This window comes from Nostoc sp. KVJ20, assembly GCF_001712795.1.
GTDB lineage: Bacteria > Cyanobacteriota > Cyanobacteriia > Cyanobacteriales > Nostocaceae > Nostoc.
The window spans coordinates 32,304-48,779 of sequence record NZ_KV757730.1; the positions used below are offsets into that span (position 1 = coordinate 32,304).

Here is a 16,476-nt window from a genome sequence, read left to right on the forward strand (position 1 = left end):
ACTGGTGACAGGTGATAGGGAAGAATCTGCACCCTGTAACCTGTACCCTATTCCCTGCTTCACTCCTCACTCAGCACTTTGAATGATGTCGTTGAAATCAATAAATGATATTTTAGGCGTTCTAGAAAAGCAGGCTAAATGGCAGGAGCAACCATTTCAACTTCTGCTCAAGTGTTGGGCAGAAGTTGTTGGCCCAGTAGTTGCCGCAAATACTCGACCATTGTCAATTCAGCGCGATGTTTTGTCCGTAGCAACTTCTAGTGCTGCTTGGGCGCAAAACATGACTTTTGGTCGCACATCTCTGCTTTTAAAGTTGAATAAAAAGCTGCCAACGCCTTTGGTTGATATTCGCTTTTCTACTGCTGGCTGGCAAAATCCATCTGTCGAGAGAAAACAGCAACAAACGGTTTCGCCCCATGAGCATCCCAGTTACCTTGGTGATGAGATTAGCCGCCCTGATATGACACCCACCAAGGATGTGAATGCTGCTTTTGGGAATTGGGCGAAGGTGATGCGATCGCGATCGCATGGCTTACCCCTTTGTCCCCAGTGTCAATCTCCCACCCCACCCGGCGAACTCCAGCGCTGGGCAGTCTGTTCTGTCTGTGCTGCTAAACAGTTTTGAAGCAAGTCAGTCCTAAATTAAAAGCAAAATAGTTTAGCGATTATTCGTTAAGCAGAATTTATATAGTTCTGATTTTGGAGAAAAAAGATATTTTCCTGTTAAAATATGCCAAGTGTGGTATACAAAGCAGACTATTTATCTAAACTTCTATGGTTTAACCCATCCTTAAGGAGGAAGTTAAAAGGCTGGATAAATCAAAAGCTTTAGTTTTAGTCTTGATCCCTAATAAGTTTTAGCCAAAATCTATAGGTGACCACTCTAACGATTATTGAAATATATAACAAGATTATAAAAACATCCTGAAGTTTATTTTTGCCCTGGGATCGCTGAAACCTAGAGAAAATAATGACTTTTTGGCTCTTATCCGTCTTTATATATAGAAGCAAAATATAAGGATGAAATTTAGCCAGAACTGCACTAAAGATTAATCCAAATGAAACCTATTAAAGTTTTAGCATCTGCCTGTAGATATTGCCGTCATTACCAGCCAGAAGGTCGCCGTGGCGGAACGTGTCAGCAGTTAGGAGCGCCTGTTCAAGCAACTTGGAAGGCTTGCTCTTTGGCGCTCCCACCTTTTGCACCTTCTTGGGAAACCTTGGAAGATGCTTGGAGTTTGCCAGATGCAGCCCCAGTTTTAACATCTTGTCAATCTCTAGCTTCAGATTTAGACAATGCTGCTCTTGCCCCTGTTGAGGAAATAAATGTCTCTATATCCGAACAGCTAAAGACTAAAGCAGTTGTTATTTAGTCATCCATTATTACTGAATAGAGTTCGTAGTCTGCTTAAGATAAGATTTGTTTTTAAGATATTTAGTGCTGTAAATTTTGACATCTACAAAAATCGCACCTCATTAAAGGGTGCGATTTTTGCAATTTTAAGGTAGCCAAGGAAAAGAGCGAAAATCTGGTGGCCGCTTTTCGAGAAAGGCTTGTTTGCCTTCAGACCCTTCTTCTGTCATGTAATAGAGTAACGTGGCATTGCCAGCAAGCTCTTGTAAACCAGCTTGTCCGTCACAATCAGCGTTGAAGGCGGCTTTGAGACATCGAATTGCGATCGGGCTTTTTTCTAAAATCTCTTGCGCCCATTGAATCCCTTCGGTTTCTAGTTGTTCCACTGGGACGACGCAATTAATTAAACCCATTTCTAGTGCTTGTTGGGCATCATATTGGCGACAGAGAAACCAAATTTCTCTAGCTTTTTTTTGTCCCACAATGCGGGCGAGATAGCTGGCTCCAAAACCACCGTCGAAACTGCCGACTTTCGGGCCAGTCTGTCCGAAAATGGCGTTATCGGCAGCGATAGTAAGGTCGCAAATCAAGTGTAGGACATGTCCCCCACCGATCGCATATCCCGCTACTAAAGCAATCACCACTTTCGGCATCGAACGAATCAGGCGTTGTAAATCCAGCACATTCAAGCGGGGGATGCCAGTATCATCCACATAACCCGCATGTCCCCGCACACTTTGATCGCCACCAGAACAGAAAGCATATTTGCCATCAGTGTGTGGGCCATAACCCGTAAATAGGACGACACCAATAGTAGTATCTTCACGAGCATTACAGAAAGCGTCGTACAGTTCAAAGACAGTTTCAGGACGGAAAGCATTGCGTTTATGGGGACGGTTAATAGTGATTTTTGCAATGCCATCGGTTTTTTGATACAGAATATCTTCGTAGGTTTTGGCAGTTTCCCAGTTAATTTGCATTGTTATGGAGTGCGCTGTTGCTTCAAGAATTTTATCGCGGACGTAGGAACATGCGATACCTGCGGTGGGCTACGCCTACGCTAAAATTGGTATCTCAACCCTTTACAATCTGGTAATTGTCTGGGTGTTGAGGAATAAAAATGCGACGTGACACCATCTTCTACAAATTATTTAAGCAATTCCCCGGTTTGCTGTTTGAATTAGTAGATGAACCACCCGCAGAAGCGGAAAATTACCAGTTTGAATCGGTTGAGGTGAAAGAAACGGCGTTTCGGATTGATGGAGTGTTTTTACCTCCCGCGAATGCAGTTTCCAAAACCGTCTTTTTTGCAGAAGTCCAGTTTCAGAAGGACGAAGACTTATATCACCGCTTCTTTAGCGAATTGTTTTTGTTTCTCTACCGCAACTCTATCCGTTACGATGACTGGTTTGGGGTAATAATTTTTGCTTCTCGCAGCTTGGAACCTTCTAACTCAACGATTCACCGCGCTTTATTAGAAAGTGGTCAAATCAGGCGGGTTTATTTGGATGAGTTGGGGGATTTGCGAGAACAACCTTTGGGATTGGGTTTGATGTTGCTGACAAATGTTACTTCTGAAACGGAAGCAGTAGAAGGGGCGCGGTTTTTGTTGGAGCAAGCACAGCAACAATCGGAGCAAGCGATAATTGATTTAGTTACGACGATTATTGTTTACAAGTTTTCTAACCTTAGTCGAGAGGAGATTCAAGCGATGTTGGGACTGAATTTGGAAGAACCACGGGCTATTCTGGAAGCGAAAGAAGAAGGGCGAGAGGAAGGAAAGATCGAAGGAAAGGTTGAAGGACGAGAGGAAGGAAAAGTTGAAGGAGAAAGAGCGATAGTTTTACGACAATTAAATCGGCGCGTGGGTAATATTCCTGATGCGCTTCTGTCCCAGATTCAAGAGTTATCGGTGGAACAGTTGGAAGCTTTAGGTGATGCTTTGTTGGATTTCTCTTCTCTTGCTGATTTGGAAGGGTGGTTACAAGGTGAAGTAAGCGGATAAGTTTCACCAAGAGACGCAGAGAAGAAGGGCATCGCACTACAAATAAAGTTTCCCAAAGTGAAGAAGCATTTGCAGACACGCGGGTATATCAGAAACGATGGAATAAAAAGTGCGATCGCTCCTCCTCCGACTGTTAAAACGACTATTTAGTGAAATTGCTTAAGAAAGTTGTTGGAATTGAGATTGCGATCGCGGACTTGGAAGGGTGGTTACAAGGTCAACCAAGAGGGTAAATCTCACGCAGAGGCGCAAAGAAGAACCAAGAGCGTGATTTTTTTAAATAAACCTACTGTAAGTACGTTAAGCAAAACTTTGTGTGTCTGATCGGAAGTGTTACTGAATAGCGGGATTAGGTAATGATAAAGGTGTAGAGATTTTTTAAATATACAGAAAGAGTTTCAGCCTCTAAGGACATTAGTTCTTTATTATTATACATAGTCAATAATACTGTAAATATAGTGCTACAATATACTAGAAATTGAATTTAAACCCATAGTGCAATGATACAAACCAATTCTCCTCTTATTCAGACCGAAGATTTTATTAGAAGCGGTTTTTTTCCTAAAGAGTTAGTGCCAGCATTTACAACAGAAGGACTTGCAAATAATTTAGATAAAATTAATAGCATTGTTCAAGAAACACCAAAAAAGTCTTCTAGTAAATGCTCTTATTATTCATTTCCTAAAAGTAAATATTCCCGTCGCAATTTAGCAATTCCAAATCCTCTCCATCAAATTATTTTATGCAATACATTATCTGATAATTGGCAACAGGTGAGGGAATCTATTGAAACTTCTTTTCTATATAAACCATTATTATTTTGCTGTGAAAAAAGGAATGAATATTCCTTAGATACAGAACCTTTCCCAGGCATAGAATCTTCCCTTAGTAGTGATTCAACTATTGAACGGGCTGTATCTGCCAATTACAAAGATTTGCTAGATTGGCGGGTTATCCGTTCAGTAGGTTATTCTTATTGTCTTCACACTGACATTTCGAGATTTTATTCTACTATTTATACTCATAGTATTCCGTGGGCTATTCACGGGAAAGATATCTCTAAAATAAATAGAAATGAATCTCTAATAGGAAACAAAATTGATCGTTGCGTTCGGAATACACAAGATCAACAGACATTAGGCATTCCTATTGGGACTGATTCATCATTGATCATAGCAGAAATTATTGGTTCTGCCGTGGATAAAAGACTTAAACAAGTAATACCTTTTATTTTTGATGGATTTCGTTATATGGATGATTATTATTTATATTTCAACTCTCTCTCAGATGCAGAATTTGCACTTTCTCAAATACATAAAATACTTCAAGAGTTTGAATTAGAAAATAATTCCGAAAAAACTTTTATTGTTGAGCTTCCCGAATCTATTGAGCCAATTTGGGTGTCAGAGATGAGACGATATCCTATTAGTGATAAAAATATAGTAGAACAGCATAGTGATATCATAACTTACTTCAGTAAAGTATTTGAATATTCAAAGTTATTTCCAGAGGACTTTGTAATTAAATATGGTCTTCGTAAAGTCAGTAAAATTTGTATAAAACATGACAATTGGAATCTCTATGAATCATTTATATTACAATCAATTATGGTTGCACCAAATGCATTAGTTATAGCTACAGAAATACTACTTAGCTATTCGATTTTAGGATATGAATTAAATAAAGAAAAAATATCTTGTACAATCAATTCGCTAATTTGTAAACATAGTAATCTAAATCATAGTCATGAGGTTTCATGGGCATTATGGTTAAGCAAGACGCTAAACATACCAATTGAAGGAAAAACAATTCAGGCAATTTCTGACTTAGAAGATTCTGTTGTAGCTATTGTTGCTTTAGATTTATATCAAAATTATGATGTCATTAAAGATAGATTAGAATTTAAAAAATGGGAAAGCATAGTAAAACATGATCTAACTGACAAGAATTTATATTCTAAAAATTGGCTTTTATGTTATGAGGCAAATATAAAAGGATATTTTCCCCAAATAGACCAAAATAACTATATTGCAGAAGATCCTTTCTTTTGTGCCTTAAAAGATAATAATGTCACTTTCTACGATAATACAAAGCAAGTTCAAAATTTAATACAATACATAATTAAACCCTATGATTTTGATGATGAAGTTAATCATATAACTGATGATAGTAGTTGGATGCTTTACTAAATAGTCAATATTCATTACTTGAAAACTTAAAACTGATGCGCCCTATTCAGCACTCTTTCTTGCTTTTTGCTTCAAGCCATGATCAAGTAATACGGGTGAACAGCATTATTATTTGAAACAATTGTAATAAAGCATCTTTAACTTTGATACTATAAACGGTTCTTACTTTTCACCTAAATGCTATATTTTCTCCCTCTATTTAGCAAAATTTATTGGCTTAGTTAAGTTGCAGTAATATCTTCGGCAAAGTTTCGTAAATTATCCTGTCGCCACTGAGCATCTTTTTTACGATTTGTCCGCACCTCCAAAACCCGGATTCCCTTAGTTGGAAGCGGGTTTAATCTTTCCTGCAACAGTTGCCAAGAAGTAATCAATTCATGCTGCACATTATAAGTAGCGCACAACTGAGCAAAATCAATATCCTGGGGAGTGCCAAAAAACTCTTCAAATGGTGGGTCAAACTTGGCAATCGGTAACATTTCAAAAATACCACCGCCATTGTTATTGATTAAGACAATCGTCAAATGTCCAACAAACTTATTGCGGATTAAAAAACCATTGGTGTCATGTAACAGTGCTAAATCTCCCGTTAACATCACACTACTTTGCTGGCGATGGGCAATTCCTAAAGCAGTGGATAATGTGCCATCAATGCCATTTGCACCCCGGTTAAAATACGATCGCACTCCTAAATTATTCGGTTTCCAGAAATATTCCACATCCCGCACAGGCATACTGTTGCCAATGAACAGAGGCGTTCTGGGCGGTAAAATCTGAGAAATTAACCAGGCTGCTTTACTCTCAATGATTTCATCTATTTTCCCCATCGTCTGATCAACAGCTAACCTCACCTTAGTTTCCGCATCACACCATTGCTGCACATATTTTGAGGATAAAGATAAATTTCCCTCCTCTACTTTTATGTCTTCTATAGATATCCTTAAATGCGTCGTTCTCCCGTGCAAAGGATCGAGATTTTGATCGCTGTTGTCAATTACCCAGCGTTGCGGTTGGGTTGCATCTATCCAGCTACGCAGTTCTTTACTCGTAGGTATTTCACCCACCTGAATCACCATTTCGGGCGCTAGCTGCTTTGCTAGTTGCTGATTTCGCAAAATCAGGTCATAAGTGGAAATTAAATAAGGGTTGAGTTCGGCATAATTTCTGACTGGGGAAAGTCCCTCAGCTAGCACAGGCCATTTGAGAGTGTGGGAAAGTTGCGCGATCGCTCTACAATACTCTTCTGGTTGCTGCGGTTGAGCAACACCTGCGATAATAATGCCGCGATCGCATTCTTTCCACTCTTTGGGCATTGGGCATTGGGCATTGGGCATGGGGCATGGGTTTGCTATTCCTGCGAAAAAGTCTTCTGGGTGAAACTGCGATCGCAAATAACTCAAGTCGGTTCCATCTGGTACAGGCGCTAAGGGATCGCGAAAGGGAATATTCAAATGTACTGGCCCCTTTGTAGGAGTTTGCGCTCTTTCCCAGCTATGAATTACCGTTTGTCGCAGGTAAGCTAGCATTCCCAGATCGGCGGAGGGTAAGGCTAACTCTGTTTGCCAATTTGGGTAGTTTCCATATAATCTCAATTGATCTACAGTTTGCCCAGAGTGACAATCTCGCAATTCTGGGGGTCTATCGGTGGTTAATATCAACAGTGGTACGCGACTATATGAGGCTTCGATGACTGCTGAATAAAAGTTGGCTCCTGCTGTACCAGAGGTGCAAACTAGTACCACAGGGCGTCCGGTTGCTTTCGCTTGTCCCAAAGCAAAAAAGGCGGCGGAACGTTCATCGAGAATGGAAATCGCTTCAATTTCAGGTGCTTGTTGAGCAAATGCGATCGCTAAGGGTGTAGATCGTGATCCAGGACAAATGATGGCACAAGTCAATCCCAACCGCTTTAGCGTCTCTGTTAAAATATAAGCCCAAAGTTGATTAACATTTTTAAAGGCGATCGGCATTAAATTAAACATAGCTATAAAACAATCTTAAATTTTAGATTTCGTCTAGGGAAATTCAATTTAAAATCCATCAATGCGGTGATGGAACCCAACACTGTCACGCGAGTTTCTGGGAAAGAAAATCTCCAAGCAAACTTGCTTCACTTTCTACAAAATGCCCAATTTGCTTTCAAACTTTTATGGACTGCATTCATTTAACGGGAATTCGCGGCTATGGCTACACTGGGTATCTACCAGAAGAACAGGTGCTAGGACAATGGTTTGAGGTGGATGTAAGGTTATGGTTGGATATCTCCACAGCGGCCAAGACTGACGCGATCGAAGACACTTTAGATTATCGCAGCGTCATTAGCTTGATACAACATCTGATCAAAACGTCTAAATTTGTTTTGGTGGAGAAATTGGTAACAACGATCGCAGATTCTATCCTCCAGGAGTGCGATCGTGTAACAAAAGTCCAAGTCACTCTCAGCAAACCTGCTGCACCTATTCCAGACTTTGGTGGCAAAATTAGCATTGAACTGACTAAAAGTAAGTCCAATCTCTAAAACACAAAAGTGTTTTTTTTCAATATCTATAAGTCAGCAAACAAAGTGGGTTTAGGTGGAGCGTGGAAGTATCTCACAAAGAGAATCTTTCCTGCTATTGCCCCCAGCACCCACTCATTCTCAAAAAACTAAAAAATCCCGCGATCTGCTGATGAGCATTTAACTTGCATATTTTCAGATCGCAGGATTTGTGATTAAGCATTAACCAGAAGCGATGAATAGTTATAAATAACATCATTGAACTCACCATTCAAAATTTAAGAGAGTTTCAGACGGCAATTTAAACCAAGATTGAGACAAAAACCATTCGTAGCCAAAGCGATATTAAAGTCTTTAATTCCAGATAATTATTAATTTTTTGTAGCAATTTGGTAGATGCACATTATTGCATTATATACAACACAAAATATTAACTTTTTCAACTTATATAAAAGTAGTATATTGTCATTCTATCAACTTTTATTCTTGATTAATTTTTACATAAATACTATACTTAATATCTCTAGTTTGCTTTAAAAAAACATTGCATATTTTTGAAAATCAGTTTTGAATTGCTGGTAATTACATGGTATTTATACTTTTGATGTTAATGACATGATATTAGCTGCATGAAATCATCAAAATTAGCTTTGACAAGCAGAGAAATTATGGGAGGTTAATAACATTACTATTTGCTCATTAGTCAGTAATTTATATCAAGCAAGAAAACAGGGTAGGTGAGAGATTGTTTATGATAAGATAATAACTTTTTGATTGAGTTTGACACCCACAATAAAAATCTGAACCTTAGCAAACAGGTTGTTTTAACATGTTCGCCCGAAAAATCCTAGTTGTTGAGGATAAAAAAGCCCTAGCCTCAAATATTAGAAAAAGTTTACAAAAATTAGGTTATTCAGTTTCAGAAATAACTCAGTCTGGTGAAGAGGCAATAAAAAAGGTAGCAGAAACTCATCCACATTTAGTATTAATTGATATCTGCCTAGCTGGGGAAATTGACGGTGTGCATGTAGCGGATATTATCCAGAATCACTTCCATGTACCTGTAGTATATTTAACAGAGTGTTCAGAATATAAAACATTACATAATAAAAATCAGCTAAGTGAGCCTTTTAGTTACATAGTCAAACCATTTATTGAAAGTGATTTACATTTTGCCATTGAAATGGCTCTGTATAAACATCAGAGTAAAAAAATATTATACGAAGAAAAACAGAGGCTAGGAGCAATTATTAACAGTATGGGTTGTGCAGTGATTGTAACTTATGCAAATGGTTGTATTCAAATGATGAATCCCATTGCAGAACTAATGACTGGTTGGAAACAAAGTGAAGCATTAGGAAAAGATTTAGTAGAAGTAGTTAACTTAGTTGACAAAGATGTAGGAGAAACAATTGAAAATTTAGCCACTTATGTAATGGAAGCAGGTGAAATTTTCAATCTACCAGAAAACTGTACATTGATTACCAAAGATGGCAAAGAAATAGCGATTGGGGATAATGTTGCACCTATCCGCGATCAAAAAGGGAATATTACTGGCGCGGTTTTAGTTTTTCAAGACATCACCAAGCGTAAACAGACAGAGGCGCAACTGATCCGCAATGCGTTTTATGATGGGCTGACAGCATTACCGAATCGTGTTTTATTTTTAGATCGCCTCAGACAAACCATTGAACGTAGCAAACGCAGAAGCGATTATTATTTTGCAGTTTTATTTTTGGATTTAGATGGCTTCAAAGAGATTAACGATCGCTTTGGGCATGGAATAGGGGATGATTTTTTAGTAGCGATCGCTAGACGTTTAGAGTCGTGTTTACGCAGTGGCGATACGGTAGCACGATTTGGTGGTGATGAGTTTACTGTTCTTTTGGAGGATATTAAAGACATTACCGACGCTACTAATGTCGCTAGACGTATTCAAGACTCATTGCGATCGCCAGTTAACCTGAATGGATATCAATTATCTACTACAGCCAGCATTGGTATTACTTGGAATTTTAGTAATTATGAGGAGCCTGCAACTTTGCTGCGAGATGCTGATATTGCGATGTACCGAGCGAAACGGCAAGGAAAAGCTACTTATGCCATATTTAGTTAAATAGTTCTTTCTGCTGCCACTTCAACGGGTCGCGCCAGGATTCCCCGACTTCGGCGCTCCGGTACTGGGGACTAGGAAGAGTTTTCTTCTCTACGAGACGCTGCGCGAACAAAACTTGGGTAATGGTCTGAATGCCTTCCAAGTTTTCCCAGTCCCCAGTCCCCAGTCCCCAGTCCCTTTTTAAAATAAGTCTGTCATGGAAAAAACCGAAAAACAGAAAATGCTCGCAGGGGAATTGTATTTGGCGGAAGATCCAGAATTGGCTGCCGAAAATAAGCGAGCTAGTCGTCTGTTGCGAAGCTACAATTCTACAACCGAAGAACAGCAAGAGCAACGCCAGCAAATTTTGCAAGAATTATTTGGAAAGATTGGTGAAAAAGTATTAATTGTGCCGCCGTTTCACTGTGATTATGGCAGTAATATTTTCGCTGGCGACAAATTGTATATGAATTATGGCTGTGTAATTTTAGACTGCAATCCAGTTCACATTGGTGAAAATGTCTTATGCGCTCCTTATGTACAAATTTATACTGCTTATCATCCGATAGAGCCAGAAATTCGCCTTTCTGGGAGAGAATTAGCTGCCCCAATTAACATTGGTAACAATGTCTGGATTGGTGGCAGTGCAATTATTTGTCCAGGTGTAACTATTGGTGATAATACAACTATTGGTGCTGGCAGTGTAGTTGTCAAAGACATACCTGAAAATGTTGTCGCTGCTGGCAATCCCTGCCGCGTCATTCGGTATTTGTCCTAGAGTTTAAAACTTATACCCTCTAGCAATCCAATAGAGCCAGTCTGCGATCGCTTCTTGAGTTTCACTATCAGCATCAATGGCTATTATTTCAGATAACTTTGCAGAATATACATCATCATCTTTACCATTAAGGTAAGCCACTTCTACCAACATATCTTTTAAGCACTCATCATCTGGGGCCATTCCCAGCACTTCCACTTGTTTCTCCTCGACGGAACCTGATTTGCGTCCCTTCTTAGTCCATTTAGCCAGAAAGGGAAAATTCAGAGTCTCTTCGAGGTAATAATACCAACCCATAGCCCGGTCTTCTTTGTCTTCAGCATCTACAATGATTTCTGTTTTAATGCGATGCTCTCGGTTTTCTTCGGGTTCAACACTAGGCATAAGATAACGCTTTGCGTATAATGCATTTTGATAATACTACCAAAGTTTTGACTAAGAATAATTTTTCTAATACATATTGATTACTGGTTGATATCCTCACCACCGTGTTCGCCCTTGGCGTTCCCGTTCGCGCAGCTTCTCCGTCAGGAGAAGGGTACGGTCGGTGATTCTGGAGTAATGAGTAATAATTAATAAGTAATGAGTAAATACCCGTTTCAATACTGCTCAGGTTTTGGATTTTTAACTCGGAATTGGGTTTTGGGAAAAGGTTAAAGGGTAAAGGTTAAAGGTTTTTTCTTTCCCCTTTTCCCTTCCCCTTTTCCCCTTAACCGACAAGTATTGATACCCGTTTTTCATCCACTCATTACTCCTTACTCATTACTTTAAAGCCGTGCTGGAAGCACAGGGTTTTAAACCCATTTTTCGGATAAGCTCTACAAAAAACCGCTTGTCATTGACAAACGGTTTTCTAGTTATTGCTCTCAAGGGGGAATTTATTTGTTTCACCAAGATGGCAAGTTATTTCTTAGCACTAAAACGCGAAATTTCTTAGAGATTAAACAAGTCTCAAATCAGGATAATTTGCCAACACATCATCAGATGTCAGGGTATCATTTTCAGCTTGCGGAGTCCAAAGAACTTCAATTGCTAGAAGCTTGTCACTAGGGATGCTACCAATTTGGCGCAAAGCTTGACGCAAATCATCAGCACTGTTAATCGCTGTAGGGATTTCAAACTTACCTAATGTCGCCGCTAGTAAAGTGACGATAATGTATTCACCAGGGCCTTCGGTAAATAGGCGGGTGGGGTTGTCGAGTTCACCAGCCGGCGGTAAAGCATCTTTGGCAAGGGCTTCTCTTAGCTGGTTGTTGACGTTAGAAAGAGTTTCTTCACTAAACTTGCTGCGTTCTGCCAGTGACAGCCGATTAAACTGACCTTCAGCTGAATTCAAACTGGCTTGTTGAGTGCCACCACCTGCATATACAAAGTATTCGGGATGGCGGAGTAAAGCTAGGCTGGCTTCTTGGAGAATTTCTGCTCTACCCTCTGGGGTGTTAGTATCAGCAGTTTCAGCAATGTGGTTGAGTTCATTTTGCAATTCACGGGCTTGAGCTAACAAACCTACTTGCAAACGAGTTACAGAAACCGGAGAGTTACTGCTGTAATCTGCTTCTCCTGCTTCACCGCTAGAGACGCGGCGGAAAGTTTGCAATAAGAAATTAGCGATCGCGAAGAAAATTAAGATGGAAAATAGACCACCAAATCCTCCTCCAATACCCCAGAAGGGAATCAGGAAGGGAAAGCCAAAGCCACCACCAAAACCACCACCAGGATAGTATCCGCCCCCACCAGGAGGTGCATAAGTTCGCGGTGTATAGGTGCGACTAGAAGGCGCTCTAAAGGAGCCACCACCGATGCGACCCCCACTGCGGGCTGCTAATGCACCATCGGCGTGACCAAGAGCCAAAGCTAATACTAAGCTTAGGGCTAAGAAGGTTTTTAACAGCGGTTTGATGGTTTGTTGTAGTTTTTTATGCATAATACAATCGCTTGGAAAACGAAATTATTTATGATTTCTCCCCATACTGGTAGGAGTGTTGCGGTATGTCGTTAACGCCAGCCCGTAACAAGCAAGCGAGTTTGTAGCATTTACGTAGCATTTATTTTTAGAGGCTACATATTTAATTTACCGCGTCTTATCTTCGGTAGGTAGCGATCGCAGGGGGGATTTCTCGACTGGGGAACCGTACCTGAAGATATGTTCATCATTACAGAAATTTGCGATATCTACGACGGGCTACGCCTACGGATAATTTTCGCTACGTCTTGGACTAGCATTTTCGCTCTAATAATTTGCTGTCCAGTGGACAACCTAAAAATTCGACTGGACTGCCAAAAGGCAAGAGGGGTTTTTAGTTAAATTAGTCGAAGCTTTAGTGGCCTTTATCCCCGAAAATAGGGTATTTCCGAGTGTGGCACTTGCTCGATTTAGGCAAGGGGAAATTTTGGAGGGCTAGAAAGGATGGGTGACGAGGGAATCGAACCCGCAACCAATAGATTAAGAGTCTACTGCTCTACCGTTGAGCTAGTCACCCACACGAATAACAATAGTAGCATAATTTCTGACAATTTAGCTAGTGCCGCACCAAAAAACAGTTAAAAGGGGAATTTGACAGTGAAGGTGGTTTGACCTGCTGCACTTTCTACATCAATTGAGCCGCCTAAATGTCTGACCATTTTCTGCACTAATGCCAATTCCAGTCCAGTGCCGCTATGTTTCCAAGGATCGTGTTTGGAAAGGTGATAGAAAGGCTCAAAAATTCGTGACAGTTCATTGCTGGTAAGCTCTATCCCAGAATTGGTAATATTAAGCTCTACTGCATTCCCTATCAGGTGAGCCGAAACTGTAATAGATTCGCCCGCTGGGGTGTATTTGCAGGCATGGTTGAGCAGTTCGGTGACAATTCGCTCCAAATCAGTGATATCTGTCTCCAAAGGCGGCAGCGCATGAGCAAAACTCAGGTTTAATTGCTGTCGCTGGCAGTTGGTGAGGTCTCGAAAAGACTCGATAATTGGGTGAAGCCAACTTTGAAAGTCAATGGGAATCAAAGTTGGGGGATCGGGTTCGGCTTCGAGATATGTGAGTGTGAGTAGGTCGTTAATTAATTTGCTTTCTCGTCCACACTCGTTATGTAGAATTTGCAAGAGTTGCGGAACTATTTCTATCTCTGATATTTCTGCCGGGGTGAGGACACTTTCAAGCGTTTGGACTGCAAGGCTAATGCTAGTTATTGGTGTCCGCAGTTCTTGAGACAAAGTTCTGAGAAATTGGTTTTTTTGCCGATCGCGTTTTTCTAGTTCTTTTACCTGTGCCTGAGTTTGTTTGTAAAGCTGGGCTTGACGAATGGCGATCGCACATTCATTTGCTACCTGCTCCACTAGCTCAATTTCAAATTCATCAAAAGCCTCTTGTGATGGTCTTGTCAACCAAATATTTCCCAAAATTCCTTGAGTATCGAAAATTGGACAAGCCATCTGGGACATAACTAACAAGTTTGGTTGCCATCCAGGCACAATTTCCAAAAATTGCAAAGTTTGTTTCTGCAACAACGGCTGATAAACTTCAAGACGGTCTGCAATCTGTCTGATCAATCCCTGAAACTGGGGTAAGTTTTTGGTGTACTCGTAGGTAATAGTTACCAGGGTTTTGCAGGTGCTATAAAGTTCGATTTGGCAACGTTCAAGATTGAGTAACTCTGCTAATTCCTGGGTGAGAGTCTGCAATACCTCAGTTTGATCCAGACTGTCGCGGATTTGTTCTGTCATGCGTCGCACCAAGGCTTCAAAGTTTCGCACCTGCTGCAACTGTTGTATATGCTTCTGTTTCTGCAACTCCATCTTAGTTTTGAGATCCTTGATCTGCTGATGAAGTTCTGCCTGTTGGACAGCAATGCCGATTTGAGTTGCTAACTGCTTTAGCAAGTCAGTTTCCGTTTGCTGCCATTGACGCGATTCACGGCAATGCTGGGCAATCAATAGCCCCCACATATCTTGCTCTTTGAAAATCGGCACGACAAGATTGGCTCTAATCTGCAAAGATGCCAGGAAATCTATATCGCAAGGATGCAATCCGGCTGCATCAATATCTTCGATGACTTGAATACAACCTCGTCCGTAGTGTTCTGGATGTTTGCCACTGAAGCCGGGATCAATGATGTTTTTTCCCAACAGGAGATCATCAGCAGCTACAGTTGATTCGGCAATGATTACTCCACTGCCATCAGTCTGGAAGCGATAAATTAGCACGCGATCGCAATTCAAAAACTGCCGCAGTTCAATTGTAGTCTGATGCAGAATTGTCTCTAATTCTACAGATTGGTGAATTCGTCCAGCGATCGCTTCTAGCAGTTGCTCTCGTTCAGCCTGGTATCTGATCCCTTGTTCTGCTTGCTTAACAGAGGTGATATTGCTACTAGTACCAATCAGTCGATAAATCCTAGAGTTAGCATCTCGTAGTGGCGTAAGAGTCGTACTCCACCAAGTGGGAATTCCCTGGAATTGCAAACATTGTTCGTAAGAAATAGTTTTGCCAAATAGCACGCAGTCATTATAATGCTGACGCACCCTTGCGGCATCGATGGGAGAGAGAATATCCTCTGGTTTTTTGCCCCGAAGCTCATCTGAGCAAATGCCTATCCACCGCTCATGAGTGGGATTAAGTGCCACATATCGAAAATCTCCGTCCTCCAGAACATCAACTACGAAGATTGATGCCTGCACAGAATCGTACATGCTTAGTAGAAACTGCTCACTACTACTTTTCTCATCTACTTCTGTGCCGAAGAGAATCTGAGGTGGTGATAATTTTGTCAACTCCATAGTTGATTCTGCTGGATTTATATTCATGCGAGAGTCCCACTCTTGTATTACTGACTCTTCTAGGCGCTCTCTGATCGTTAAGCTTGTAGTAGATGCACTTTAGCGCCTATAGCAAAGTATTGTCAGCCGTTGCTCATTGAAATTTGGATCTTTCTCTACTTCTTGTCAGAAATCTAGGAAAGCTAAATAGGAGTCAGCTTAACAAATCCTGCTTTTTGAAGGCGAAAATACATTTGCAGGTTAGGGCAAACTTCCTAAAATTGATTTTTAACGGTTTTTAACGATTTTTGCATATATCTAAGTGCAAGTATCAGTATATGTGAATTAAATTTATTATTCTTAATAAAATAGGAGTCAGGAGTCAGAATTCAGGAGTCAGAATTCTGAATACTCTACCCATACAAGGATGGAGTTTTAAGGTGAGAATATTTTAATTTTTTCGCGCCACTTGCGGGCAAGGCTTTAAACCAATATTCATTACCCAGTCGGACTCCAATTCAATTCTGAATTCTGACTCCTGAGTTCTGAATTCTTCTTATAGCCGTAGCCACATAGGTTAGGACACTTTGAAAACCCCAAGGCTAGGAATAGTAATACTTTTACCTTCTGCCTTCTGCTATATCAGGTTTTCTAGGGAATATTTTCTAAAAAAGGCGTGCTACTAAGAGAAGTAGCACGCCTTTTTTTAGAATATTTATTTAGGAATATTTTTCAAGGTTGCTTATGGTTTTGATAGCTGACAACAGCTTCCCTGAGATTACTTTGGTGTTCTGAAAGAAGCCGATCGCCTTCGTCTT

At 40.5% G+C, this 16,476-nt stretch carries 12 protein-coding genes and 1 tRNA gene; 7 read left to right on the forward strand and 6 right to left on the reverse strand.

The features are described 5' to 3' along the window. Window positions 1–85 precede the first annotated feature (85 nt). Both A4S05_RS32850 and A4S05_RS32855 read left to right on the forward strand, forming a co-directional pair. Window positions 86–625 carry a DciA family protein gene (locus tag A4S05_RS32850; RefSeq protein ID WP_069073958.1) on the forward strand — a complete coding sequence of 180 codons (540 nt, stop codon included), beginning with the start codon at window positions 86–88 and terminating at the stop codon, window positions 623–625. Between the two features lie 433 nt (window positions 626–1,058). Further along, the gene (locus tag A4S05_RS32855) at window positions 1,059–1,373 is read left to right on the forward strand and encodes a hypothetical protein (protein WP_069073959.1); all 315 of its coding nucleotides are present in this window, start codon (window positions 1,059–1,061) and stop codon (window positions 1,371–1,373) included. A 127-nt stretch (window positions 1,374–1,500) separates the two neighbouring features. Here A4S05_RS32855 and menB read toward each other — a convergent pair whose 3' ends face one another. Then, complete coding sequence (gene menB / locus A4S05_RS32860) at window positions 1,501–2,334, reverse strand: 1,4-dihydroxy-2-naphthoyl-CoA synthase (protein WP_069073960.1); 834 nt, start codon at window positions 2,332–2,334, stop codon at window positions 1,501–1,503. A gap of 140 nt (window positions 2,335–2,474) precedes the next feature. On the opposite strand from menB, the gene A4S05_RS32865 reads away from it, so the two are divergent. Together A4S05_RS32865 and A4S05_RS32870 are read left to right on the forward strand one after the other, a co-directional pair. Beyond that, window positions 2,475–3,359, forward strand: a complete 885-nt coding sequence (locus A4S05_RS32865) for an Rpn family recombination-promoting nuclease/putative transposase (RefSeq protein WP_069073961.1) — start codon at window positions 2,475–2,477, stop codon at window positions 3,357–3,359. 500 nt (window positions 3,360–3,859) lie between these two features. Further along, window positions 3,860–5,548, forward strand: a complete 1,689-nt coding sequence (locus tag A4S05_RS32870; RefSeq protein ID WP_069073962.1) for an RNA-directed DNA polymerase — start codon at window positions 3,860–3,862, stop codon at window positions 5,546–5,548. A 221-nt stretch (window positions 5,549–5,769) separates the two neighbouring features. Here A4S05_RS32870 and menD read toward each other — a convergent pair whose 3' ends face one another. After that, window positions 5,770–7,527 carry a 2-succinyl-5-enolpyruvyl-6-hydroxy-3-cyclohexene-1-carboxylic-acid synthase gene (gene menD / locus A4S05_RS32875; protein ID WP_069073963.1) on the reverse strand — a complete coding sequence of 586 codons (1,758 nt, stop codon included), beginning with the start codon at window positions 7,525–7,527 and terminating at the stop codon, window positions 5,770–5,772. A 167-nt stretch (window positions 7,528–7,694) separates the two neighbouring features. Between menD and folB the strand changes: the two genes are divergently transcribed. The 3 genes from folB (at window position 7,695) to A4S05_RS32890 (ending at window position 10,915) form a co-directional block, all read left to right on the forward strand. Then, window positions 7,695–8,063 carry a dihydroneopterin aldolase gene (gene folB / locus A4S05_RS32880; protein WP_069073964.1) on the forward strand — a complete coding sequence of 123 codons (369 nt, stop codon included), beginning with the start codon at window positions 7,695–7,697 and terminating at the stop codon, window positions 8,061–8,063. A gap of 808 nt (window positions 8,064–8,871) precedes the next feature. Beyond that, window positions 8,872–10,158 carry a GGDEF domain-containing response regulator gene (locus A4S05_RS32885; RefSeq protein ID WP_069073965.1) on the forward strand — a complete coding sequence of 429 codons (1,287 nt, stop codon included), beginning with the start codon at window positions 8,872–8,874 and terminating at the stop codon, window positions 10,156–10,158. Between the two features lie 196 nt (window positions 10,159–10,354). Continuing rightward, window positions 10,355–10,915: a sugar O-acetyltransferase gene (locus A4S05_RS32890; RefSeq protein WP_069073966.1), complete on the forward strand. Its 561-nt coding sequence runs from the start codon at window positions 10,355–10,357 to the stop codon at window positions 10,913–10,915. Between the two features lie 3 nt (window positions 10,916–10,918). Here A4S05_RS32890 and A4S05_RS32895 read toward each other — a convergent pair whose 3' ends face one another. From A4S05_RS32895 to A4S05_RS32910, 4 genes are all read right to left on the reverse strand, one after another. Continuing rightward, window positions 10,919–11,299 carry a calcium-binding protein gene (locus A4S05_RS32895; RefSeq protein WP_069073967.1) on the reverse strand — a complete coding sequence of 127 codons (381 nt, stop codon included), beginning with the start codon at window positions 11,297–11,299 and terminating at the stop codon, window positions 10,919–10,921. A gap of 556 nt (window positions 11,300–11,855) precedes the next feature. Continuing rightward, window positions 11,856–12,839: a DUF1517 domain-containing protein gene (locus A4S05_RS32900; RefSeq protein WP_069073968.1), complete on the reverse strand. Its 984-nt coding sequence runs from the start codon at window positions 12,837–12,839 to the stop codon at window positions 11,856–11,858. 484 nt (window positions 12,840–13,323) lie between these two features. Next, window positions 13,324–13,395, reverse strand: a tRNA-Lys gene (locus A4S05_RS32905). Window positions 13,396–13,456: 61 nt separating this feature from the next. Further along, window positions 13,457–15,706 (reverse strand): PAS domain-containing sensor histidine kinase, encoded by a 2,250-nt coding sequence (locus tag A4S05_RS32910; RefSeq protein WP_069073969.1) that lies wholly within the window; start codon window positions 15,704–15,706, stop codon window positions 13,457–13,459. Between the last annotated feature and the right edge of the window lie 770 nt (window positions 15,707–16,476).

Coding starts and splice junctions, on each gene's coding strand:
- A4S05_RS32850 (WP_069073958.1), top strand. CDS start 86: ATGTCGTTGAAATCAATAAATGATATTTTAGGCGTTCTAGAAAAGCAG.
- A4S05_RS32855 (WP_069073959.1), top strand. CDS start 1,059: ATGAAACCTATTAAAGTTTTAGCATCTGCCTGTAGATATTGCCGTCAT.
- menB (WP_069073960.1), bottom strand. CDS start 2,334: ATGCAAATTAACTGGGAAACTGCCAAAACCTACGAAGATATTCTGTAT.
- A4S05_RS32865 (WP_069073961.1), top strand. CDS start 2,475: ATGCGACGTGACACCATCTTCTACAAATTATTTAAGCAATTCCCCGGT.
- A4S05_RS32870 (WP_069073962.1), top strand. CDS start 3,860: ATGATACAAACCAATTCTCCTCTTATTCAGACCGAAGATTTTATTAGA.
- menD (WP_069073963.1), bottom strand. CDS start 7,527: ATGTTTAATTTAATGCCGATCGCCTTTAAAAATGTTAATCAACTTTGG.
- folB (WP_069073964.1), top strand. CDS start 7,695: ATGGACTGCATTCATTTAACGGGAATTCGCGGCTATGGCTACACTGGG.
- A4S05_RS32885 (WP_069073965.1), top strand. CDS start 8,872: ATGTTCGCCCGAAAAATCCTAGTTGTTGAGGATAAAAAAGCCCTAGCC.
- A4S05_RS32890 (WP_069073966.1), top strand. CDS start 10,355: ATGGAAAAAACCGAAAAACAGAAAATGCTCGCAGGGGAATTGTATTTG.
- A4S05_RS32895 (WP_069073967.1), bottom strand. CDS start 11,299: ATGCCTAGTGTTGAACCCGAAGAAAACCGAGAGCATCGCATTAAAACA.
- A4S05_RS32900 (WP_069073968.1), bottom strand. CDS start 12,839: ATGCATAAAAAACTACAACAAACCATCAAACCGCTGTTAAAAACCTTC.
- A4S05_RS32910 (WP_069073969.1), bottom strand. CDS start 15,706: ATGAATATAAATCCAGCAGAATCAACTATGGAGTTGACAAAATTATCA.